The organism is Brevibacterium sp. NPDC056726, assembly GCF_042790515.1.
Classification (GTDB): domain Bacteria; phylum Actinomycetota; class Actinomycetes; order Actinomycetales; family Brevibacteriaceae; genus Brevibacterium; species Brevibacterium sanguinis.
Window position 1 is genome coordinate 217,366 of sequence record NZ_JBHTYZ010000007.1, and the last position, 22,514, is coordinate 239,879.

At 67.3% G+C, this 22,514-nt stretch carries 22 protein-coding genes; 14 read left to right on the top strand and 8 right to left on the bottom strand.

The window, feature by feature from the left end; translation table 11 throughout:
• The first annotated feature begins 124 nt into the window (after positions 1-124).
• The 7 genes from sdhC (at position 125) to ACFQ91_RS16005 (ending at position 6,914) form a co-directional block, all read left to right on the top strand.
• Entirely contained in the window at positions 125-502 is a 378-nt protein-coding gene (sdhC, locus tag ACFQ91_RS15975; protein WP_137826173.1) for a succinate dehydrogenase, cytochrome b556 subunit, read from the top strand.
• 1 nt (position 503) lies between these two features.
• Positions 504-953, top strand: coding sequence for a succinate dehydrogenase hydrophobic membrane anchor subunit (locus ACFQ91_RS15980; protein WP_198499301.1), 450 nt, complete (start codon positions 504-506; stop codon positions 951-953).
• Positions 954-962: 9 nt separating this feature from the next.
• A complete protein-coding gene (gene sdhA / locus ACFQ91_RS15985; RefSeq protein WP_198499302.1) occupies positions 963-2,723 on the top strand; it encodes a succinate dehydrogenase flavoprotein subunit in 1,761 nt (586 codons plus the stop codon).
• On the top strand, positions 2,723-3,514 hold the full coding sequence (locus ACFQ91_RS15990) for a succinate dehydrogenase iron-sulfur subunit (RefSeq protein ID WP_137826170.1): 792 nt from the start codon (positions 2,723-2,725) through the stop codon (positions 3,512-3,514). The genes sdhA and ACFQ91_RS15990 overlap by 1 nt, the downstream gene beginning before the upstream one ends.
• Before the next feature lie 145 nt (positions 3,515-3,659).
• Positions 3,660-4,850, top strand: a complete 1,191-nt coding sequence (locus ACFQ91_RS15995; protein ID WP_198499303.1) for a D-alanyl-D-alanine carboxypeptidase family protein — start codon at positions 3,660-3,662, stop codon at positions 4,848-4,850.
• Positions 4,851-5,248: 398 nt separating this feature from the next.
• Positions 5,249-5,413 carry a hypothetical protein gene (locus ACFQ91_RS16000; protein ID WP_198499304.1) on the top strand — a complete coding sequence of 55 codons (165 nt, stop codon included), beginning with the start codon at positions 5,249-5,251 and terminating at the stop codon, positions 5,411-5,413.
• 376 nt (positions 5,414-5,789) lie between these two features.
• A complete protein-coding gene (locus ACFQ91_RS16005) occupies positions 5,790-6,914 on the top strand; it encodes an aromatic acid exporter family protein (protein ID WP_198499305.1) in 1,125 nt (374 codons plus the stop codon).
• Between the two features lie 39 nt (positions 6,915-6,953).
• On the opposite strand, the gene ACFQ91_RS16010 is transcribed toward ACFQ91_RS16005, so the two are convergent.
• The 7 genes from ACFQ91_RS16010 to nrdH form a co-directional block, all read right to left on the bottom strand.
• Positions 6,954-7,157, bottom strand: coding sequence for a hypothetical protein (locus ACFQ91_RS16010; RefSeq protein ID WP_198499306.1), 204 nt, complete (start codon positions 7,155-7,157; stop codon positions 6,954-6,956).
• A gap of 117 nt (positions 7,158-7,274) precedes the next feature.
• Positions 7,275-8,813: a multicopper oxidase family protein gene (locus ACFQ91_RS16015; protein ID WP_232623919.1), complete on the bottom strand. Its 1,539-nt coding sequence runs from the start codon at positions 8,811-8,813 to the stop codon at positions 7,275-7,277.
• A gap of 395 nt (positions 8,814-9,208) precedes the next feature.
• On the bottom strand, positions 9,209-9,760 hold the full coding sequence (locus ACFQ91_RS16020; RefSeq protein WP_198499307.1) for a hypothetical protein: 552 nt from the start codon (positions 9,758-9,760) through the stop codon (positions 9,209-9,211).
• Positions 9,761-9,966: 206 nt separating this feature from the next.
• The gene (gene nrdF, locus ACFQ91_RS16025) at positions 9,967-10,938 is read right to left on the bottom strand and encodes a class 1b ribonucleoside-diphosphate reductase subunit beta (RefSeq protein ID WP_137826161.1); all 972 of its coding nucleotides are present in this window, start codon (positions 10,936-10,938) and stop codon (positions 9,967-9,969) included.
• Positions 10,939-11,028: 90 nt separating this feature from the next.
• Positions 11,029-13,155 carry a class 1b ribonucleoside-diphosphate reductase subunit alpha gene (gene nrdE, locus ACFQ91_RS16030; protein ID WP_198501017.1) on the bottom strand — a complete coding sequence of 709 codons (2,127 nt, stop codon included), beginning with the start codon at positions 13,153-13,155 and terminating at the stop codon, positions 11,029-11,031.
• 5 nt (positions 13,156-13,160) lie between these two features.
• Positions 13,161-13,574, bottom strand: a complete 414-nt coding sequence (gene nrdI, locus ACFQ91_RS16035; protein WP_137826159.1) for a class Ib ribonucleoside-diphosphate reductase assembly flavoprotein NrdI — start codon at positions 13,572-13,574, stop codon at positions 13,161-13,163.
• A 1-nt stretch (position 13,575) separates the two neighbouring features.
• On the bottom strand, positions 13,576-13,824 hold the full coding sequence (gene nrdH / locus ACFQ91_RS16040; protein ID WP_284710982.1) for a glutaredoxin-like protein NrdH: 249 nt from the start codon (positions 13,822-13,824) through the stop codon (positions 13,576-13,578).
• A 618-nt stretch (positions 13,825-14,442) separates the two neighbouring features.
• On the opposite strand from nrdH, the gene ACFQ91_RS16045 reads away from it, so the two are divergent.
• The 7 genes from ACFQ91_RS16045 to ACFQ91_RS16075 are packed head-to-tail and all read left to right on the top strand — an operon-like array spanning position 14,443 to position 20,913.
• Positions 14,443-15,438 (top strand): MoxR family ATPase, encoded by a 996-nt coding sequence (locus tag ACFQ91_RS16045; RefSeq protein ID WP_198499308.1) that lies wholly within the window; start codon positions 14,443-14,445, stop codon positions 15,436-15,438.
• Positions 15,439-15,450: 12 nt separating this feature from the next.
• On the top strand, positions 15,451-16,335 hold the full coding sequence (locus ACFQ91_RS16050) for a DUF58 domain-containing protein (protein ID WP_198499309.1): 885 nt from the start codon (positions 15,451-15,453) through the stop codon (positions 16,333-16,335).
• Positions 16,322-16,774 carry a hypothetical protein gene (locus ACFQ91_RS16055; protein WP_232623649.1) on the top strand — a complete coding sequence of 151 codons (453 nt, stop codon included), beginning with the start codon at positions 16,322-16,324 and terminating at the stop codon, positions 16,772-16,774. The genes ACFQ91_RS16050 and ACFQ91_RS16055 overlap by 14 nt, the downstream gene beginning before the upstream one ends.
• Positions 16,765-17,739 (top strand): VWA domain-containing protein, encoded by a 975-nt coding sequence (locus ACFQ91_RS16060; RefSeq protein WP_198499310.1) that lies wholly within the window; start codon positions 16,765-16,767, stop codon positions 17,737-17,739. The genes ACFQ91_RS16055 and ACFQ91_RS16060 overlap by 10 nt, the downstream gene beginning before the upstream one ends.
• Complete coding sequence (locus tag ACFQ91_RS16065; RefSeq protein ID WP_198499311.1) at positions 17,736-18,980, top strand: VWA domain-containing protein; 1,245 nt, start codon at positions 17,736-17,738, stop codon at positions 18,978-18,980. The genes ACFQ91_RS16060 and ACFQ91_RS16065 overlap by 4 nt, the downstream gene beginning before the upstream one ends.
• Positions 18,977-19,783, top strand: coding sequence for a tetratricopeptide repeat protein (locus ACFQ91_RS16070; RefSeq protein WP_198499312.1), 807 nt, complete (start codon positions 18,977-18,979; stop codon positions 19,781-19,783). The genes ACFQ91_RS16065 and ACFQ91_RS16070 overlap by 4 nt, the downstream gene beginning before the upstream one ends.
• 20 nt (positions 19,784-19,803) lie before the next feature.
• Entirely contained in the window at positions 19,804-20,913 is a 1,110-nt protein-coding gene (locus tag ACFQ91_RS16075; protein ID WP_198499313.1) for a histidinol-phosphate transaminase, read from the top strand.
• 57 nt (positions 20,914-20,970) lie between these two features.
• Here ACFQ91_RS16075 and ACFQ91_RS16080 read toward each other — a convergent pair whose 3' ends face one another.
• Positions 20,971-22,380, bottom strand: coding sequence for a PucR family transcriptional regulator (locus ACFQ91_RS16080; protein WP_198499314.1), 1,410 nt, complete (start codon positions 22,378-22,380; stop codon positions 20,971-20,973).
• Between the last annotated feature and the right edge of the window lie 134 nt (positions 22,381-22,514).

Below are 22,514 nucleotides of genomic sequence, written 5' to 3' on the forward strand. Positions count from 1 at the left end.
GAGAGAACTGCCAGGGTGACAATGTGATCCAGCCCGCTCAATGGGGAGCCGACTGGCAACTGGGCGGTCTTCGGCGTACTTTCATGATGTACATCGTCGATTCATCCAAGATGGAGGATGCTCCGTGGCCCAAGCGTCTACGAGCACTCTGTACCGAGGTGGAGAAGGAATGTGGTCCTGGGTCGCGCATCGCGTGACAGGGGTCGGGATCTTCTTCTTCCTGTTGGTTCACGTGCTTGACACTGCACTCGTTCGCGTTTCCCCCGAGGCGTACAACGCCGTCATCGGAACCTACAAGACTCCGGTCATGGCCTTCGGGGAGATCGCACTCGTCGCCGCGATCGCCTTCCATGCGTTCAATGGCCTGCGGGTCATCCTGATCGACTTCTCCAAGGGCGGCCCGAAGAACCAGCGGAAGCTGTTCTGGGGTGTCATGATCCTCTGGCTGATCATCATGATCGCGTTCGTCCCTCGCCAGCTGATGCACACGTTCGGAGGCTGACATGAGCACAACATCGATTCCGGCTCCGCGCACCGGGTACTCGCGCAACAAGTCCACGAGCTCGAAGTTCGAGATGTTCGCGTGGCTGTTCATGCGCATCTCGGGCGTCATCCTCGTCGTCCTCATCTTCGGTCACCTCTTCGTCAACCTGTGGGCCGGCGAAGGCGTCCAGCAGATCGACTTCGGCTTCGTCGCCGGCAAGTGGGCCAGCCCGTTCTGGCAGATCTGGGACCTCCTCATGCTGTGGCTGGCGATGCTGCACGGCACCAACGGCCTGCGCACGATCATCATGGACTACGCCGAGAAGCCGCGCACGAGCATGGCGCTCCAGCTCATCCTCTACATCGCCTCGGCCGTCGTCCTCGTGCTCGGCACGCTCGTCATCTTCACCTTCGATCCCTGCCCGGCCGGAGCCGACCCCGCTCTGCTCGCGTCGTTCTGCCAGGCCTAAAGGAGAAACATGCAGGTTCATCACTACGACGTCGTCATCGTCGGCGCCGGTGGCGCTGGCATGCGCGCCGCCATCGAGTCGGGCCAGCGGGCACGCACCGCGGTCCTGACCAAGCTCTACCCCACGCGTTCCCACACCGGCGCCGCCCAGGGCGGCATGTGCGCGGCACTGGCCAATGTGGAAGAGGACAACTGGGAATGGCACACCTTCGACACCGTCAAGGGCGGTGACTACCTCGTCGACCAGGATGCCGCCGAGGTGATGGCGAAGGAAGCCATCGACGCCGTCCTCGATCTCGAGAAGATGGGGCTGCCGTTCAACCGCACGCCCGAGGGCAAGATCGACCAGCGCCGCTTCGGCGGTCACACCCGCGACCACGGCAAGGCGCCGGTGCGCCGCTCGTGCTACGCGGCCGACCGCACCGGCCACATGATCCTCCAGACCCTCTACCAGAACTGCGTCAAGCACGGCGTCGAGTTCTACAACGAGTTCTACGTCCTCGACCTCGTCATGACCGAGGTCGACGGTGAGCGCCGCCCCGCCGGCGTCGTCGCCTACGAACTCGCCACCGGCGAGATCCACGTCTTCCAGGCGAAGTCGGTCGTCTTCGCGACCGGCGGCGTCGGCAAGGTCTTCAAGACCACGTCGAACGCCCACACCCTGACCGGCGACGGTATGGCCGTGACGTACAACCGCGGCATCCCGCTCGAGGACATGGAGTTCTTCCAGTTCCATCCCACGGGCCTCGCCGGACTCGGCATCCTCCTCTCCGAGGCGGCCCGCGGCGAGGGCGCGATCCTGCGCAACTCCGAGGGTGAGCGCTTCATGGAGCGCTACGCCCCGACGATCAAGGACCTCGCCCCGCGTGACATCGTCGCCCGGTCGATGGCCAACGAGGTCCGCGAAGGCCGCGGTGCGGGACCGAACAAGGACTACGTCCTCCTCGATCTCACCCACCTCGAGCCCAAGCACATCGACGAGAAGCTGCCCGACATCACCGAGTTCGCCCGCACCTACCTCGGTGTCGAGCCCTACACGGAGCCGGTGCCGGTGTTCCCGACCGCGCACTACGCGATGGGCGGCATCCCGACGAACATCGAGTCCGAGGTGCTCGCCGACAACGACACCGTCATCCCCGGCCTCTTCGCGGCCGGTGAGTGCGCGTGCGTGTCCGTCCACGGCTCGAACCGCCTCGGCACGAACTCGCTGCTCGACATCAACGTCTTCGGCAAGCGCGCGGGCATCGCCGCCGCCGAATACGCCAACCGCGCCGAGGTCATCGAGCTGCCCGAGGACTCGCAGGCCGACACGGTCGCCGTCCTCGAGCGCCTGCGCAACTCCGACGGGCCCGAGCGCATCGGCGCGATCCGCAAGGACCTGCAGGAGATCATGGACGCCAACGTTCAGGTGTTCCGCACCGACGAGACGCTGCGTGCGGCTCTCGCGGAGATCGAGAAGCTGCGTGAGCGCTACGACAACGTCGGCATCCAGGACCGCGGCAAGCGCTACAACCTCGACCTCCTCGAGGCCGTCGAGCTCGGCTTCCTGCTCGAACTCGCCGAGGTCATCACCGTCGCGGCCATCCACCGCAAGGAGTCCCGCGGCGGACACTTCCGCGAGGACTTCCCGAACCGCGACGACGAGGGCTTCATGCACCACACGATGACCTACCTCGACCCGGATTCGGAGGCCGAGGGAGTCCCGGGCATGCGCCTGGAGACCAAGCCCGTCGTCGTCACCCGTTACCAGCCGATGGAGCGTAAGTACTGATGAGCACCGATACCGAAACCCCGGAGCCGGCATCGAAGGTCGACCTGCCCTCGCACCTGAGCGGTGAGGGCGGGGAGATCCCGTCCTTCGACTGCACCTTCCGCATCGCGCGCTTCGACCCGGAGACGGACGAGGCACCGCACTGGGAGGAGTACAACGTCACGATGTACGGCACGGACCGCGTGCTCGATGCCCTCCACAAGATCAAGTGGGACATCGACGGTTCGCTGACCTTCCGTCGCTCGTGCGCCCACGGCGTCTGCGGCTCCGATGCGATGCGCATCAACGGCCGCAACCGCCTGGCCTGCAAGACCCTGCTCAAGGACCTCGACACGTCCAAGCCGATCACCGTCGAGGCGATCAAGGGCCTGCCGCTGGAGAAGGACCTCATCGTCGACATGGAGCCCTTCTTCCAGTCGTACCGGGAGATCATGCCGTTCCTCATCACGAGCGGACACGAGCCCACCCGTGAGCGCCTGCAGTCCTCCGAACAGCGCGAGGCCTTCGACGACACGACGAAGTGCATCCTCTGCGCCTCGTGCACCTCGTCGTGCCCCGTGTTCTGGACCGACGGGCAGTACTTCGGTCCCGCGGCCATCGTCAACGCGCACCGCTTCATCTTCGACTCGCGTGACGAGGGCGGGGACATGCGGCTTGAGATCCTCAACGACAAGGAAGGCGTGTGGCGCTGCCGCACGACGTTCAACTGCACCGATGCCTGCCCCCGCGGCATCGAGATCACCAAGGCGATCGCCGAGGTCAAGCAGGCGATCCTCCAGCGCGCATTCTGAGTCCGCGCTGAGGTCGACCTGACCCCAGCAGCGCCGAGGCGGCCGTGCACTTCACCGTGTGCGGCCGCCTTCGTCGTCCCGGAGTTCTCCTCCCGGTCACGGAGTCTGAGGATCCGCGACGCCCGGGATCCGTACACTGGTGCGCATGCGTTCTCCGTCCTCGTCTCCTTCCTCGGCGCTGGCTCACCTGCGCACCGCGGCCGCGGCCGCACTCGCGCTCCTCCTCGTCGTCGCCTCGCTCGTCCTCTTCCCCGGCACTGCCCAGGCCGCACCCGAGCCGACCGAGAAGATCTACGTGAGCCCGGACAACCTCGGCGATGGCGCGCAGCCGCCCCAGCCGATCGGCACATCATGGCTCGTCGGCGACCTCGACACCGGTGAGCTCCAGGTCGCGGAGAACATCGACGTCAAGCACGCGCCGGCCTCGACGATCAAGCTGCTCACCGCGCTCGCGCTCATCGACGTCCTCGATGACCCCGAGCAGAAGGTCGAAGCGGAGTTCGAGGACATGGAGATCGACGGGACGAAGGTCGGTCTCATGCAGAAGAACGACTACACCGTCGACACGCTCTTCCACGCGATGCTCATGTCGAGCGCCAACGATGCCGCGAACGCCCTCGGCCGTGCCGCTGGGGGCCAGGAGAAGGCCGTCGCCCTGATGAACGCGAAGGCGAAGTCGCTCGGCATGACGAACACGAATGCGATGAACACCTCCGGCCTCGACGACCCGAACCAGTACACGACCGTCGCCGACATGGCGAAGCTCGCGTACGCGGTGACGGAGAATCCGACGCTCATGGAGATCATCGGGACGACGACGTACTCGTTCCCGGGAGGCACGAACCCGGAGACGAAGGAGAAGTTCAAGGGCTACGAGATCCAGAACCACACGCAGATCGTCGGCAACGTCGAGGGCGGGCTCGGGCTGAAGAACGGGTACACGACGACGGCGAAGGGCTCCTACATCGCCGTCGCCGAACGCGACGGCAAGCGCGTCGTCTCAGCACTCCTCGGAGCGGAGAACAATTCGCGTCAGGCCGCCGTCGACCTCCTCGAATGGGACTTCGCGCAGACGTCTCCGGAGACCGTGGCGACGGTTCCCGTCGGCGCCGCTGCCGCCCCGACGCCGACGGCCACCGCCTCGGGCAGCGGCAGCGATGCGGGAGACAGCTCCGACAGCCAGGCGGACGACGCCGGCGCGGCGAGCGATTCCTCGGCCTCGGCGACCGGGGGCGTCGACCTGCTGCCGCTCGGCCTCCTCGGCGGGGGCGTCATCATCCTCGGGCTCGCGGGCCTGCTCTGGTTCCGGCTGCGCAAGCGCCACCGCACGCAGTGATGGGAGCGGTCGTGCGGGCTCCACGGGCGCCCGTTCTGCCGCCGCTTCGGCCCGGCGCCGCCGCCGTTTTGACTTCGCCGCCCGCGCCGCGTTATGGTTATCTCTTGCGCTGACGTCATCGGCCCAGTTCATCGGAGTGCATCGACCGATCGGGCAGCGACGGCAGGCCGCTCAAGACGGCCGCCGGATCCGCTCCAGCCGACTGACATCGTGTCTTGTCTCAGCGCATCTCCCCCACCGTGAGGGACTGACCCAGATCACGGCGACCTCCCACAGGCCACTTCGTCGTCGACGTCCTGTGAGGTCAGGCGACTCCCCCGTCGCCACCGCAGACCACCTGGCGAAACGGCATGCGTCGACGCATGTCCGTTCGCCGACGAGAGAAAGGAATGGAACCCATGACTGAGTTCCCACAGTGGGTGCAGCGTGCCGTCGAGCACGCCGGCCTCATCGACCCGGAGATCAGCACCGCGGACGGAGAGGTCACGATCAGTGACTCGACCGGTCGCACCGTGCTCTTCACGGGGTCGTCGCTGCGTGAGACCACGCCGCTGGCCGCCTGAGAGATGTCCCCGGTGAGCCCGCGACAGGGTCTGTGCTGCCGGGTTTGACGCAGCACTGACCCGACGGGCTTCACCTGAGCGCCCGGCTTGCACTCCTCCCAGCGAGGGGTGCAAGCCGGGCGCTTCTGTCTGCTTGCGTTCCCGATTATAAGTAAGTTACCTTGTTTTCGGCGCATCCTCACGGCGGGCTTTCGCACGGTGCCGGAAGCCCGCCGAGGTGGACCGCAGCCGGCCCCGGCCCGTACCGCTGACCGCGGTGCTGACCGTGCAGCAGACCGCGGTGCTGACCGTGCAGCAGACCGCGGTGCTGACCAGCAGTGCTGGCCTGCGCTGCGCCGACCCCGAACACTGCGCGAAAGCGAGGCGGCCTCCGTTTATGACCTCACCTCCCAGCGGCATCATCGAGTTCTTCCGTCGGCCCGAGGTCGTCACCGATATGCTCCAGATCGCCAAGACGGTGATCGCTGCGACCCTCGGCTGGTGGCTGTCGGTGTGGGTGCTCGACTCGCAGATGCCGTTCCTCGCCCCGTGGGCGGCTCTGCTCACCGTCCATGCCACGATCCATCGGACACTCGCCCGTGGGGCGCAGACCATGGTCGCCTCCGTCGCCGGTGTCGCCCTGTCCTTCGTCGTCGGCCACTTCCTCGGCGTGAGCCTCTGGACCTTCGGCTTCGCAATGCTCGCCGGGGTCGTCCTCGCCCGCGTCCCGTGGATCAGGGATGAGGGCATCGCGATTGCGACGACGGCGATCTTCGTCCTCGGCAGCGGGTTCGGCAGTCAGCAGCCGTTCCTCGACGAACGCCTCATCGAGCTTGCACTGGGCGTCGGGGTGGGCGTGGCCGTCAATCTACTCATCGTCCCACCGCTGCGCGATGAGCAGGCGGCTATCCACATCGACGGCATCAACCGCCGGATCGGCGAGGTGCTGACGAACATGAGCGACGAGTTCTCGACCTCGTGGGACACCGACCGCGCGCACGTCTGGTTCGTCGAGACCGAAGCGATGAGCAGAGATCTCGACGCAGCGTGGCAGACGGTCAACCTGGCCAACGAGAGTCGCCAGGCCAACCCGCGTCCGCGGCTGCGATCCCTGCGCCGTGCGGTGCTCCGCAGTCGCGACGCAGACGCCGTCGAGGAGGAGCTCAGTCCCGAGAACATCCTCCGGCGCCTCGACGAAGGCGTCTCCCACCTGCGCCACCTCACCCGCACCTTGGAGGCGGCCACCTATGACGACAGCAGATGGGATGATCGGTTCCGCACCGAATGGGCGGACATCGTCCGTGCGGCCGGCACCGCGATCGCCGACCCGGACATCGGCGTGGACTCGATCCATGATCGCCTCGACGCGCTGTCGGTCGGGATCGCCGATGGCGACGACCTGCCGAAGACAGCGTGGCCGCTCTACGGCGCACTCATCACGAGCGTGCGCCACATCGCCGTCATCGTCGACGATGTCGCCACTGCGCGCGAGGTCCGCAGCACAGCCCGCCGAGGCGGGTGACCGCAGGCAGATGCGCGCCACCTGCCTGCGGTCAGCAGCTCAGGACTGCGGGTGGTCCTCGTCGTCGAAGCCGACGTCGATCGACTGCTCGGCCACATCGGCGATATCGGCCTCGACGACAGCAGGTGCCGACCCCGTCGGTTCGGCATCCTCACCGGTGAGGACCTCGGTGGACTCGATGTCCTCGGACTGCTCCTCCCGATCGGCTTCGGGCACTTCGCTCAGCGACGGATCCGTACTCACGATCTCCTCCTCGGTGCGGGGCCACGGCCGCGCCGCCGCAGAACGCAGCGACGGCGGGTACTCGTGATGGTAATCGTGTGGGTGCGCATGTCAAGGACGACCGCCCCCACTCAGCACTCACTCCTCGTAGGCGATGACGCTCATCATCCCGGCCTCACCGTGGTAGATGTTGTGGCAGTGCGTGAGCCACCGGCCCGGATTGTTCGCATCGAACTCCACGGTCAGCGTCTTTCCCGGCAGGACGATCGCCGTGTCCTTGCGCGGTCCCCCGCCGGTGAGCTGGAACGTGTGCCCGTGGAGGTGGAGGGGATGCCACATGTCCGTCTCGTTGACGAAGGAGAGGCGCACCCGCTCCCCCTCGGCGACCGCCTGCGCAGTGTCCATCGGCTTCTCGTGGTCATACGGCGTCTCGTCGAACGCCCAGTCGTAGGCGGCCATCGACCCGGTCAGCCGTAGGGTGAGCTCCCGGTCGGCGGACTTGGCCGGCAGGGCGACATCGCTGCGGGCTTTCAGCGCCTCGGCGGACAGAGGTGCGGCCGCAAGTTCCGCGACGTTCCCGTCGGTCGGCGGCGCCTCGCCGGACCCCGTGCGGACGACGGCGTGGACGCGCTCCTGCTTGCCCTCCGCCTCGGCGACAAGAGCGAACACGCCGTCGCCCAGCGTCACGACTGCGTCATAGCGCTCCCCCATGCCGAGGAGGAGCGACTGCGTCTCGGCGGCCTTCCCGTCGACGGGGAAGCCGTCGGTGTGGGTGACCGTGAGCGAGTGCCCGGTCAGGGCGAGGCGGAACGCGGTGTCGCCACCGGCGTTGATGATCCGCAGCCTCACCTTCGCGCCCGGCTTGGCCTCGAAGGTCGCTGGGTCGTCGGCGGGCCGACCGTTGATGAGGTACGTGGGGTAGTAGACGTCGCCGGCGTCGCCGCCGAGGACGTCCGAGGCGGCGCCCATGAGCATGTTGCCCATCCGCATCGGCCCGCCCATGCCGCTGTGGTCCATCCCGCCCATGCCGCTCATGTCGCCTGAGTCTGAGCCGCCCATGTTCCCGTGGTCCATGCCGCCCATGTCGCCCGAACTGGAGCTCGAACCGCCCATGCCCTGCCGGAGTTCGGTGAGCACCTCGGCGGGAGTCGCGGTCACTCCGTCGAGCCAGTCGTCGAGGATGATCACCCACTCGTCGTCGTACTCGAGCTGTTCGTCGGGGTCGTCGACGATGAGCGCGCCATAGAGGCCGCGGTCGATCTGCGCGCCGACGTGCGGGTGGAACCAGTACGTGCCCGGGTCGGGGGCGATGAAGTCGTAGGTGAACGACTGACCGGGGGCGACGGGGTCCTGGGTGAGCATCGGCACGCCGTCCATGTCGTTGCGCAGCGCGAGACCGTGCCAGTGGATCGTCGTGTCCTCGGTGAGGTCGTTGGTGAGTGTGGCTTTGAGCCGGTCTCCCCGGCTCATCCGGATGACCGGGGCGGGGATCTCCCCGTAGCTCCACGTCTGTGCGGTGGTCGTGCCGAGCTTGAGCGCCGAGGCGGCCGCCGTGAGGGCGACCTCCACTGTCTTTCCCGTCGTCTCACGGTCGTCCTCGACGTCGGCGACGCGTTGGGAGTCGGGCATGAGGAAGGCTCCTTCTCCCCGCGGGGTGCATGCGGCCAGGGCGAGCACGCTCAGCGATCCGACGAGGAAGCTGCGGCGGCCGGGACGGCGTGACGGGCGTGCGGGGTGGACGTGCTCGGGGGTTGTCGGGGTCGCTTCCGTGAGCGATGGACTGGTCGGCAGTCCGTCGAAGCGGCGTTCGGTGGTGTTCTCTGATGAGTGGTTCACGGTGTGTGCTCTGCTTTCGTTCGCAAGCCCATTCCGCGCATGCCTTCGTTCCAGGAAAGAGCGTCTGAGGGCGCTCAGGTCCGTGGTGCCCAGCGGGGCGCAGGTTGCGCGCGCTCAGGTCAGCCGTGGTCGCAGTCGTGTGCGATCACGGTTTCGGCTGGTCGGGGACTGGCGCGAATGGGCCGAGTTCATCGGTCGGCTGATGCATCGAGAAGCCTCGATGCGGGGACGCCGGCCTACGTGCGACTGATGCAGAGGTCGGTGATACTCGGCGCGCGGGCGTGCCCAGGTGCCGGGTTCGGTACGAAGGGGGTGGCGCAGTGCCACAGGCCGGCGCGGGGAAGCAGAATCGCGGTGCGCCGCAGCATCCGCAGGGCGATGATGAGCAGGACGACGCCGACGATGCACATCGTCGCGAGTGCGCAGACCATCACACTGTCACCGCATCCCGAACCGGTGCACTGGCCGGAGGCGGCGTCGTCATCGGCCGCCACGCCGGGGTCACTGTCGGGGGCCTCGCCCGCGGGCGGTTCACCGTGGGCAGGCATGGCGTCCATCGCCATCGAGTCCGCGCTGTGGCCCATCGCCGCAGGTGACTCAGTGCCATCCCCGTTCGTCGACGAAGCGCCCATCGGGGATGCATGCGACATGCCCATCGAGGCACTGGGTTCCATGCTCATCCCCATGCTGATGGGGAGCACGACGATGCCGATGACAGCGGCGACCGCGGCGACGAGGTTGAGGATCGCTCCGGCGAGCTGAGGTCGGGTGCGTCGACGATCCTGCATCGCGCCCTCCTCCCGCCGATTGCCTGAATACCCTCTGAGGGTATCGTCTCGGATTCCGCCGGGCAACGTCGGCACGCCGTAGCCGGGACGCCCTGTCGACGGTGCCCGGCGCGGTCCGCGCAGCGACGCACTCCCTCGTGTGAATGCGGCAGCGGCCCGCCGCGAGCAGAGTCGCTCGCCACGGGCCGCCGGTGATGATCAGAGACTCAGAAGTCCCAGTCCTCGTCCTGGGTGTTCTCGGCCTTGCCGATGACGTAGGACGAACCCGAGCCGGAGAAGAAGTCGTGGTTCTCGTCGCTGTTAGGCGAGAGCGCCGCGAGGATCGCCGGGTTGACGTCCGTGACCTCCTTGGGGAACATCGCCTCGTAGCCGAGGTTCATCAGCGCCTTGTTGGCGTTGTAGTGGAGGAACTTCTTGCAGTCCTCGGCCAGCCCCACCGAGTCGTAGAGCTCGTGGGTGTAGGAGACCTCGTTCTCGTAGAGCTCGAAGAGGAGGTTCATCGTGTAGTCCTTGAGCTCCTGACGGCGCTCAGCGGACTCCTGCTCGAGACCCTTCTGGTACTTGTAGCCGATGTAGTAGCCGTGCACGGCCTCGTCGCGGATGATGAGGCGGATGAGGTCGGCGGTGTTCGTCAGCTTCGCGTGCGAGGACCAGTACATCGGCAGGTAGAAGCCGGAGTAGAAGAGGAACGACTCGAGCAGCGTCGAGGCGACCTTCCGCTTGAGCGGATCATCCCCGCGGTAGTAGCTGAGGATGATGTCGGCCTTCTGCTGCAGGTACGTGTTCTCCCGCGACCAGCGGAACGCCTCGTCGATCTGCTTCGTCGAGGTCAGGGTCGAGAAGATCGACGAGTACGACTTCGCATGCACGCTCTCCATGAACGCGATGTTCGTCAGCACCGCCTCCTCGTGCGGGGTGACCGCATCGGGGATGAGCGAGATCGCACCGACGGTGCCCTGGATGGTGTCGAGCAGGGTGAGACCGGTGAAGACGCGCATCGTCAGCGTCTTCTCCTCCTCGGTCAGCGTCGCCCACGAGGGGACGTCATTGCTCAGCGGCACCTTCTCGGGCAGCCAGAAATTGCCGGTGAGGCGATCCCAGACATCGTCATCGACCGGGTCGACGACGCGGTTCCAGTTGATGGCATCGACGTGCGAGGCCAGGGTCAGGTTTTCCAACGCGATCTTCTCTCTGTCTTCGAAAGGTGGTGCGAGGTGCCGCGGAGTCGGCGTCAGCCGACCCGCGGCACACCAGCGGATGTCACACGGTCACAGCATGCAGGAGACGCAGCCGTCGACCTCGGTGCCCTGCAGCGCGAGCTGGCGGAGGCGGATGTAGTAGATCGTCTTGATCCCCTTGCGCCACGCGTAGATCTGCGCCTTGTTGATGTCGCGCGTCGTCGCCGTGTCCATGAAGAACAGCGTCAGCGACAGGCCCTGATCGACGTGCTTCGTCGCCTCGGCATACGTGTCGATGATCTTCTCGTAGCCGATCTCGTACGCGTCCTGGTAGTACTCGAGGTTGTCGTTGTCCATGAAGGGCGCCGGGTAGTACACCCGCCCGATCTTGCCCTCCTTGCGGATCTCGATCTTCGAGGCCACCGGGTGGATCGACGAGGTCGAGTTGTTGATGTAGGAGATCGATCCCGTCGGGGGCACGGCCTGGAGGTTCTGGTTGTAGATCCCGTGCTCGGCGACCGCGGCCTTGAGCTCGCGCCAGTCGTCCTGCGTGGGAATGTGGACGCCCGCCTCGGCGAAGAGCTCGGCGACCCGCGCGGTGCGCGGCTGCCAGACCTCCTCGGTGTACTTGTCGAAGTACTCGCCCGTCGCGTACTTCGAGCGCTCGAAGCCGGCGAACGTGCGTCCGCGCTCCTTCGCGATCTCCATCGACGCCCGCACGCAGTGGTAGGCGACGGTGTAGAAGTACATGTTCGTGAAGTCGAGCCCCTCGTCCGATCCGTAGTAGACGTGCTCACGGGCGAGGTAGCCGTGGAGGTTCATCTGCCCCAGCCCGATTGCATGCGACATGTCGTTGCCGCGGGCGATCGACGGCACCGACTGGATATCGGAGGTCTCGGCGACGGCGGTGAGGCCGCGGATCGCGGTCTCGACGGTCCGGCCGAAGTCGTCGGAGTCCATCGTCAGGGCGATGTTGAGCGAGCCGAGGTTGCACGAGATGTCCTTGCCGACGACGTCGTAGCCCAGGTCCTCGTCGTACTGGCTCGGTTCGGAGACCTGGAGGATCTCCGAGCAGAGGTTGGACATGATGATCTTGCCGTCGATCGGGTTCGCCCGGTTCACCGTGTCCTCGAACATGATGTACGGGTAGCCGGACTCGAACTGGATCTCCGCGAGCGTCTGGAAGAACTCACGCGCGTTGATCTTCTTCTTCCGGATCGACGCGTTGTCGACCATCTCCTCGTACTTGTCGGTGACGTCGATGTCGGAGAACGGCACCCCATAGACGCGTTCGACGTCGTAGGGGCTGAAGAGGTACATGTCCTCGTTGCGCTTCGCGAGTTCGAACGTGATGTCGGGGATGACGACGCCGAGCGAGAGGGTCTTGATGCGGATCTTCTCGTCCGCGTTCTCCCGCTTCGTGTCGAGGAAGCTGTAGATGTCGGGGTGGTGCGCGTGGATGTAGACGGCACCGGCGCCCTGACGCGCACCGAGCTGGTTGGCGTAGGAGAAGGAGTCCTCGAGGAGCTTCATCACGGGGATGACGCCCGAGGACTGGTTCTCGATCTTCTTGATCGGCGCACCGGACTCGCGGATGTTCGTCAGGCTGAAGGCCACGCCGCCGCCGCGCTTGGACAGCTGCAGGGCGGAGTTGATCGAGCGGCCGATCGACTCCATGTTGTCCTCGATGCGCAGGAGGAAGCACGAGACGAGTTCGCCGCGCTGCTTCTTCCCGGCGTTGAGGAACGTCGGGGTCGCCGGCTGGAAGCGGCCGGTGATGATCTCGTCGACGAGCTGTTCGGCGAGCGTCTCGTCCCCGCGGGCGAGGAAGAGCGCGACCATGACGACGCGGTCCTCGAAGCGCTCGAGGTAGCGCTTGCCGTCGAAGGTCTTGAGCGTGTACGAGGTGTAGAACTTGAACGCGCCGAGGAACGTCTGGAAGCGGAACTTCTGCGCATACGCGCGCTTCGACAGGGCTTCGATGAACTCGAACGAGTACTGCTCGAGGACCTCGGGCTCGTAGTAGTCCTTCTCGACGAGGTAGTCGAGCTTCTCCTTGAGGTCGTGGAAGAAGACGGTGTTGTTGTTGACGTGCTGGAGGAAGTACTGGCGAGCGGCCTGCTTGTCGCGCTCGAACTGGATCCGCCCATCCACGTCATAGAGGTTCAGCATGGCGTTGAGCGCATGGTAGTCGAGATCCGTCTCTTCGCGGATGATGTCCTCTACATTGCGGTCTTCAGCGAGCTCACGCACAGTTTGTCCAATCCTTGATTCACAGCTGCGACGTCCTCGGGGGTCCCGAGGAGTTCGACCCGATAGAGCACGGGCACTTGGCATTTCACGGCGATCTTGTGCGCCGCGCGGCAGTATTCTGCGCCGAAGTTCGTGTTTCCGGCGCCGATCACGCCGACGAGGTGCCGGCGATTCGATTCGATATTGAGGAACTTGACCACCTGCTTGGGGACGGCCCCGCGGTTGGGACCGGCCCCGTAGGTGGGGGTGACGAGCACGAACGGCTCATCGACCAGCAGCGTCTCGTCCTTCGTCAGCAGGGGCAGACGGCGGGCGGGATGATCGAGTTTTCCGACGAAGCGGTGGGTGTACTCGGAGCTGCTGGAGTAGTAGACCAGGAGCATCTCAGGCCACGACGGTCGCCGTCGTCTGCTGGCCGGCCAGAGCGGCGATCTTGTCCGGACGGAATCCCGACCAGTGGTCGTTGTCGGTGACGACGACCGGAGCCTGCATGTAGCCCATGGCCTTGACGACGTCGAGGGCGTTCTCATCGACGCTGAGATCGACCGAGGTGTACTTCAGGCCCTTGGCATCGAGCGCGCGGTAGGTGGCGTTGCACTGGACACAAGCGGGCTTGGTGTACACGGTGATCATGATGACTCCTCGATTCTGTGCTGCGGCTTGGGTTTCCCACGGTCGGCCACGCCGTTTCCGCGGCCTCCCGACGTGGGAGGGATCACGGTGAAGGGGACCGGCTGTGACCACTAGATGTTGTGTTCGGGTAAAACCCTACCCCTATATCCAGTGTTACACCAGTGTCATTTACACCATCCACAAGGTGTGTTCTCAGCCCTCCACAGTCGTCCACAGGGTGTGAACGACACCTGTGTAGTTCGGTCACCTGCGCGGACACGGGCGACACCGCGGATTCCGCCGAGATCCCGACCGCGCCGGCCGGAGGTTATCCACCGTCGTCCACAGGAAAAATTCCTCCCTGTGGGCATGTCGTTCGGCGTGTCGGATCCGACCAGGGCGTGATCGGTTCCACCCCTCTGACCACCCCTTTCCGTGGTAGCCGACCACCGAGCCGACGCACCCTGCCAACCCGGCGACCGCCTCGGCGATTCCTCTGTTCCCACGTGTCCACACTATGTGTCGGTACTGACACGGATTCACCCAGTCACATGTCAGGGTCGGCCCATATCCTTGTGGAGACGGCCATCACAGCACCGGCCGCCGCACCACGACGACATCGAGAGGGCTATCAGACGCATGACGGCAACGGCAACGGCCAACACGCAGGAGATCGCGCACGCCAAATCCCTCCTCAGCGGACTCGAGTCCTATCTCGACCACTTCGTCGTCGGCCAGCAGCGACTGCGCGAATCCCTCCTCATCGGCCTCCTCTCCGGCGGGCACCTCCTCCTCGAGAGCGTCCCCGGACTCGCGAAGACGACCGCGGCGGCGGCTCTGGCCAACGCCGTGGACGGGAAGTTCTCCCGCATCCAGTGCACCCCCGACCTGCTGCCGGCCGACATCATCGGCTCGCAGATCTACAATGCCCGCGAAGGCTCGTTCAACACGGTGCTCGGACCGGTGCACGCCAACATCGTCCTCCTCGATGAGATCAACCGGTCCTCGGCGAAGACGCAGTCGGCGATGCTCGAGGCGATGCAGGAGCGGCAGACGACGATCGGCGGGCAGCGCTTCGACCTGCCCAGGCCCTTCCTCGTCATGGCCACGCAGAACCCCATCGAGCAGGAGGGCACGTACCAGCTGCCCGAAGCGCAGCTCGACCGCTTCATGATCAAGGACCTCCTCACCCATCCCAGCCCCAATGAAGAGGTCGAGATCCTCTCCCGGCTCGACTCCGGCGTCTTCGACAAGGACTCGGTGCCGGCGGCGAGCTGCACGCTCGAGGACGTGATGACGATGCAGCGCTACGCCCGCACCATCTACATCGACCCGTCGATCACCCGCTACCTCGTCGAACTCGTCCACGCGACGCGGAACACGCAGAAGTACCTCGGCCGGCTCGCCCCCTATATCGAGTACGGTGCCAGTCCGCGCGCCTCGATCGCGTTCACCAACGCCGGCCGGGCGCTCGCGATGATCCGGGGCCGCAACTACGTCATCCCCGAGGACATCAAGGACCTCGCCCACCGCGTCCTCGCCCACCGCATCCAGCTCAACTTCGAGGCCGCGGCGGAGAACATCACGAGCGCCCAGGTCGTCGATGCCCTCCTCATGGCCGTGCCGACCCCGTGACCCGGTGACGACATGACGGCTCTGCTCAATCGGATCAAGGCGCGGATGACCATCCACGCCCACCGGCGCACGCGCAGACTCCTCGACGGCGACTACTCGTCGGTCTTCCACGGCCACAGCCTCGACTTCGACGACCTGCGCGACTACATCCCCGGCGACGAGATCCGCGACATCGACTGGAAGGCCACCGCCCGCCACGCCGATCCGCTCGTCAAGCGCTACGTCGCCCACCGCCGCCACATCCTTGCCCTCGTCGTCGACTCCTCGCGCGGCTTCGACGCGATCACCTCGGCGGGCGCGGACAAACGGCACCTCGCGATCCTCATGGCGGGGATGACCGGCTACCTCGCAGTGCGCCACGGCGACGACGTCATGCTCATCCACGGCAACGCCGAGCAGACCATCGCCTCCCCCCGCAAGGGCAGCGAGGCCCACCTCGAGAACCTCCTCCAGCAGATCCTCGCCGAGTCCGGCACCCCTATCGACGGGTCGATCAACACCCAGCTGAAGTGGATCGCCGACCACATCACCCATCGCATGCTCGTCGTCGTCATCTCCGACCAGGCCCCGCTCGGACCTGAGGAGGAGGCGACGATCAAGCGCCTGCGCGCCCAGCACGAGATGCTGTGGATCACGATCACGGACGCCGATCTCGCGGAGCTCGCGACCGCCTCGGCGCCCTATGACGTCGCCCGCGCCGAGGTGGGCCTGCCGATCTCGGTGATGTCCGATCCGAAGGTGCGCGGGGAGTTCGTCGCCGCCGAGGCGGCCCGCCGGCGTCAGCGTCTCGACCTGCTCACGAAGCTCGGCATCTCCCACACCGAGGTCGCCGACCCCGAGCAGGCCCTCGGCAATCTGCACGCACTGCTCTGGAGGCATCGTCGTGGGTCCCGCTGAACTCATCGGTCCGCTGCAGATCTCGGTGTGGTGGTACGTCGCCGCCGCCGTCGTGCTGCTCGCGGCGCTCATCAACTTCTCCGCCCCGCTGCTGCGCGCGGCCTCGGGCGCCGGAGCCCAGAAGTCGTCGCGGATCCCCATCCCCGTGCGCAGCACGTACATGTCGCGGATCTCCGCCGTCGAATCCGACCTCGCCGCGGGAAGGACGGATGTGCGGGAGGGCGCGAAGGAGCTGGCGAAGATCGTCCGCGAGTTCGCCCGCGACGCGTGGGGCGTCAAAGCCGAGCACCTCACCTACCGTGACGCCGCGGTCGCCGGGCTCGACGACCTCGCCGACTCCCTCTGGGGCCTCTACGAAGCCGAGTTCGCCGAGGACGAGGCGACGGACCTCAGTCCGCAGATCGCCGAGGCGAGGAAGCTGGTGGCGCGATGGTCCTGATGCTCTGGTGGCTGGCGCTGGGCCTCCTCGTCCTCGCCGGCATCGCCGTCTTCGTCTTCCGCCGACCCCGGCGCACCGAGTCCTCCCTCGCCGTCGCCCACAGCGGCCGGATGACGCAGCTGCCCGGCTTCCGCCGGGCGATGCGCCGGAAGTTCCTCACCACGGCCGCGTTCCTCGGGGTCATCGCCATCACCGGACTCGGCGCGCTGGCCGGGGTGGCGCGTCCGGCGTGGGTCGAGACGGTCAACCCCGAGAAGAAGCTGCGCGACGTCATGCTCTGCCTCGACGTGTCCGGGTCGATGCTCGGCTACGACGCGGATCTGCTCGCCGCCTACCAGCAGCTCGTCGACCGCTTCGACGGCGAGCGCATCGGGATGACGGTGTTCAACGCGACCGCGGTCTCCGCGTTCCCGCTCACCGACGACTACGACATGGTGCAGAACTACCTCGAAGAGGCCGAAGAGGGCTTCCGGACCTGGGGGTCCGAGGGCACCGACTACTCGTGGTCGACCTCGCCGCCGAACATCGGCGGATCCTCGCTCATCGGCGACGGCCTCGTGTCCTGCATCGACAACTTCGACCGCAAGGACGAGGACCGGTCCCGCTCGATCGTCTTCGCCACCGACAACATGCTCGCCGGCGAACCCCTCTTCGAACTCGACGAGGCGACGACGATCGCCATCGACGCCGGCGTCCGCGTCTACAGCCTCTCCCCGCCCTCGATCCTCGCGACGACCCAGACCCAGGAGCTGCGCTCGGTCTCCGACCGGACCGGCGGCGAGCAGTTCGAGATGGGCTCGGCGACGACGATCGACAGGATCGTCTCGGAGATCCAGAGCCAGGAGGCGGAGAACACGCCGGGACGCTCGTACACGATCGTCCACGACATGCCCGCCGTGCCGCTGGCGATCGCCGTGTTCGGGCTCATCGGCGTCTTCGTCCTCGCCTGGAGGGTGCGCTCATGATCTTCGACCCGCTCTTCGGCTGGATCGGCGTCGGCGTCGTCGTCGCGATCCTCCTGGCACTGTGCATCATCCCGCTCGTGCGCGGGGACGGTCCGCGATGGAAGTGGGGCGCGCGCATCGGCGTCGTCGCCCTCCTCGGACTCGCCCTCGCCCGGCCCGGCTTCCCCGTCGAGTCGACGACCGAGGAGTACGAGGCCGCCGCCGACGCCTATTTCCTCGTCGACACGACGACGTCGATGGCTGCGGAGGACTACGACGGCGACGGCACTCGCCTCGACGGCGTCAAAGAGGACATGCTCGAACTCTCCGAGCAGCTGCCCGGTGCGCGCCTGAGCATCATCACCTTCGCCTCGACCGCCTCGACGGCGATGCCGCTGACCACCGACCATGCCGCGTTCGCCTCCGCCGTCGACGTCCTCTCCCCCGAGATGTCGCAGAACTCGAACGGGTCGTCGATCACCGAGGCCGGCGACGAGCTCGAGGAGCGGATGAGCGCGAACGCCGAGGACCGTCCCGACAACCAGACACTCGTCTTCTACTTCGGCGACGGCGAGCAGACCGCGCAGGGCAGCCCCGATTCGTGGTCGTCGTTCGCCTCCCGCATCGACAGCGGCGCCGTGTTCGGCTACGGCACGAGCCAGGGCGGTCGGATGAAGGAGACCCAGCCCTTCGGCTACGGACCCGGTGGCAGCGGCCACGACGGCACGGGTCAGGGCGGGGACCAGGGCGGCACCGAGGAGTACATCCGCGACGCCCAGGGCAATCCGGGGATCTCGCGGATCGACGAGGGCAACCTCCAGCAGATCGCCTCCGACCTCGGCCTGCCCTACCACCTGCGCGACGCCTCGACACCGCTGGCCTCGGCCTACACCGCTCCGACCTACGATCAGCGGCTCGTGCAGAAGGACGGCCGCCTCACCGTCGACGAGTACTTCTGGGTGCCGCTCATCCTCGTCTTCGCGTGGATCGCCGTCGAGATGGTCTTCGGCGTTCGTGAGCTCATCCGCGTCCGCTCGGTCATGCCCCCGCGCCGAGGCGGTCGCCGGGCTCACGCGGCACCGCCGTACCCGGGAGGTCCGGGGCCCGGCGGCACCGGCTGGGGCGGTCCCGGCGGCGCGGGTCCCGGCGGCGCGGGTCCCGGCGGCGCGGGTCCCGGCGGTCCCGGTGCCGGCGGCAGTCCCGGGTCCGGTGGCGCACCTGCCCGCACTCAGCCTGAGCCGGCGAACGGAGGACGGTCATGAACAGGATCACGGGTCTGTGGACGCGACGGCGCCTGGTGACGAAGGTCAATCTCATCATCGGCACCGTGCTCATCCTCGTCTTCGCCTACCTCGCGACCATCGTCTACTTCGGGGCCTCTTCCCAGGTCCGGTACGACTCGAACGACTTCCCCGGGGCTGAGCGGGCCGCGACGACGTTTCTCGCCCTCAGTCCGCTCGAGCGTCACATCGGCTACTTCAACCGCGGCACCGCGAAGGCCGCGGTCGGCAGCTTCGAACCGGCGCAGGAGGATCTCGAGACCGCCCTCGACCTCACGCCGCCGCGCGACGAGTGCGCGGTGCGCATCAACCTCTCCTACGTCTACGAGAAGCTCGCCGACCAGGTCGTCGACCAGGACGAGAAGAAGTCCGGCGAACTCTACGACCAGGCCCTGCAGACGCTCGCCGACGCGCCCGCCGAATGCCGCCCCGACAACAGCGAATCGCAGCAGAAGAGCGACGAGGCCACCGAACGCGTCCAGGACAAGAAGGACGGCGGCCAGTCGCAGGATCAGAACTCCGGCGGTGACGATTCGCAGGACTCGCAGGGCGATGACCAGCAGAACGAGGGTGACAGCTCGGACGGTCAGACCGACCAGGGCGATCAGGGTCAGAACGACCAGGACAGCGAGGACCAGTCGGAGAACAGCGACTCGGGCCAGCAGACCGAGGAGGAGCAGAAGCGCGACGAACTGCGGCAGCGCGGTGAGGATTCGAACCGCGAACAGCAGCAGCAGGGACCGTTCGGCAGCGGAGGACGGACGACGCCCGACAAGCCGTGGTGAGCGTGTGCCATCATGAGTCCATGACGACTCCCGAGCCCTCCGTCGAGCCTGCCCGCCTCCCGCATCTGCGGGCAGCCCTCGAGACCTTCCCGCCCTACATTCCCGGTCGCCAGCCGCAGCGGGTCCCGGGGCTCGCACCGCTCAAGCTCTCCTCGAACGAGAACCACCTCCCGCCGCTGCCGGCCGTCAGTCAGACGATCGCCGAGCACGTGTCCTCCCCCGCCTCCTACCCCGACGACGCGGCCACCGCACTGCGCGCGGGACTGGCCGACCGCCTCGGCGTGAGCGTCGACAACCTCATCGTCACCACCGGTGCCAGCGAACTCCTCGTCGCCCTCACGCAGATCACCTCCGATGCGACGACCGAGGCGATCTACCCGCGGCCGTCGTTCGAGATGTACCCGCAGACGACGGGGCTCGCCGGCGCCACCCGCATCGAGGTGCCGCTGCGACCCGACGGCACCCACGACCTCGCGGCGATGGCGCAGGCGATCACCGAGGCGACGACTCTGATCATCCTCTGCTCCCCGAACAATCCGACCGGGCCCGCCCTGCGCGAGACCGAGGTCCGGGAGTTCCTCACCCAGGTTCCCGATCGCGTGCTCGTCGCCCTCGACGAGGCGTACTGGGAGTTCGCGACCGCCGAGGGCGTCGTCGACGGGCTCGGCCTCGTCGCCGACTTCCCCAACGTCGTCCTGCTGCGCACCTTCTCCAAGGCCCACGGCCTCGCCGGGCTGCGCGTCGGATACGCGGTCGCCGCACCCGGCATCATCGCCGGCCTGCTCAAGGCCGTCATCCCGTTCGGCGTCACCGACCTCAGCCAGGCGGCGGCCCTGACCTCACTGCAGCACTGGGACGAGGTGATGGCCCGCGCTGCCGAGATCGCCGAACTCAGGGACTGGTTCGCCGCCGAGCTGCGCGGCCAGGGCTGGGACGTGCCGGAGGCGCAGGGCAACTTCGTCTGGCTGCCGCTCGGCGAGCTCTCCGACGCCTTCGAAGAGGCCAGCGTCGCCCGCGCGGTGGCCGTGCGCAACCTCGGCGACGGGGTGCGCATCAGCATCGGCGATCGCGCCGGTCTCGACCGGGTCCTCGAGATCACCGCGGACTTCCGCGCCGCGCACTTCGCCTGAGCGCTGCGGGTCCTGCGCCGCGGGATCGCGGCGCGGCGACCCACCGACACTACGGGCTCACAGCTCCGCGAGTTCGAGGGCGATCGCGACGGCATGGACCGTGTCGGGACGGGAGAGGTCGCGGCCGAGGAGCCGTTCGATCCGCTGCAGCCGCGCCCGCACCGTGTGCCGGTGGATCCCGAGCTCGGCGGCCACGGCATCACGGACTCCGCCGGAGGCGATGAACGACCGGAGGGTGACCAGCAGGTCCTGACCGTCCTGCGAGGCCAGCAGAGCACCGAGGACCTCCTCGACGAAGCGCACCGCCGCCGCCTCGTCGATCACCGACAGCAGGGCCCTGACATCGGAGTTCACCGTGTCGTTCTGGGTCCGCCACACCGTCCACGTGTGATGGACCTGCGTCAGCGGCAGCGACTTGACGAACAGCCGGTCGACCCCGGTCACCTCGGCGACCCGGGCGACGAGGGGATCACCGGAGTGGAGGACGCCGATCATCGACCCGGCCCGGGCGGTGAGCGTGCCGCCCCCGAGATCGCCGAAGAGCTGTTCGGCACCGTCCCCGCGGACGCCGCCGACGATCGTGAACTCGGCACGCGAGAGCGCCGGGGTGCCGGTGCGCAGCACCCATTCGGCGCGCGCCTCGGATGCCGACAGGGTGGTCGAGAACAGCGTCGACTCCCCGCGGCTCAAGGGCTGGTCGATCACCGAGAGGCCGAGGAGCGCGGCGGCGGTCGCGAGCAGCAGTCCCCGGGTGCGCGAGGCCACCGCCGCATCCCGCCCCGCGAGGATCCACCCGCTGACCCGGTCATCGCCGATCGGCACCGCCTCATAGCGACCGCCGGCGGCACGGAGCAGCCGCGGGGCGAGTGACGTCCCGACCGCCTCGGCGATGAGTTCGGCACGGACGTCAGCCGGGGCGTTCTGCCCGGTCAGACCCCTGCCGGTGGGGGAGACGAAATGGACCTCGGAGCCCAGGGCGGCGGAGAGCTCGGCGACGAGCGCGGCCGGACCCTGCCGCGCGAGCGCCGTGGCGAACCGCCGGCCCGCGCTCCCGGCCCGGCTGACCTCACGGTTCGACTCCTCCTCCCGCATCCGCGTGAACGCGTCGACGACGGCGACGAACGGCACGGGTTCGGGCACGCCGAAGAGCGCGAGGTCGTGAGCGCGGGCGTGGTCGACGAGCGAGGGCGGCAGCTCCACCGACGGCAGGTCGCGCCCCAGGCCGATGCCGAGGGCATGGACGCCCACCCGCTTGAGTCTCGCGATGTAGTCGCCGGCGGAGTCCGCGGTGAGATCCTGGCCGACGCCGATCGTCAGGAGCACCTCTCCCCCGGCCAGCCATTCGTCGACCTCCGGCAGCTCGGAGGAGTGGACGATCGTGACCTCCCGGGACCGGGCTCCGACCGGGTCGACGGCGATCTCGAGGGCGAGTTCGCGCCGCGCCCACAGCTGTCCCAAGGTGACCATGACGCCCAGTCTATCCACTGTGGACATCCGAGGTGTCGCTTCTGTCCAGACTGGATATCTGTGACCGGGATGACACGTCCTAGGCTGATGGCACATCAGTCCCGAACCGCGCCGGTCTCCCCGGCGTCGTGCCC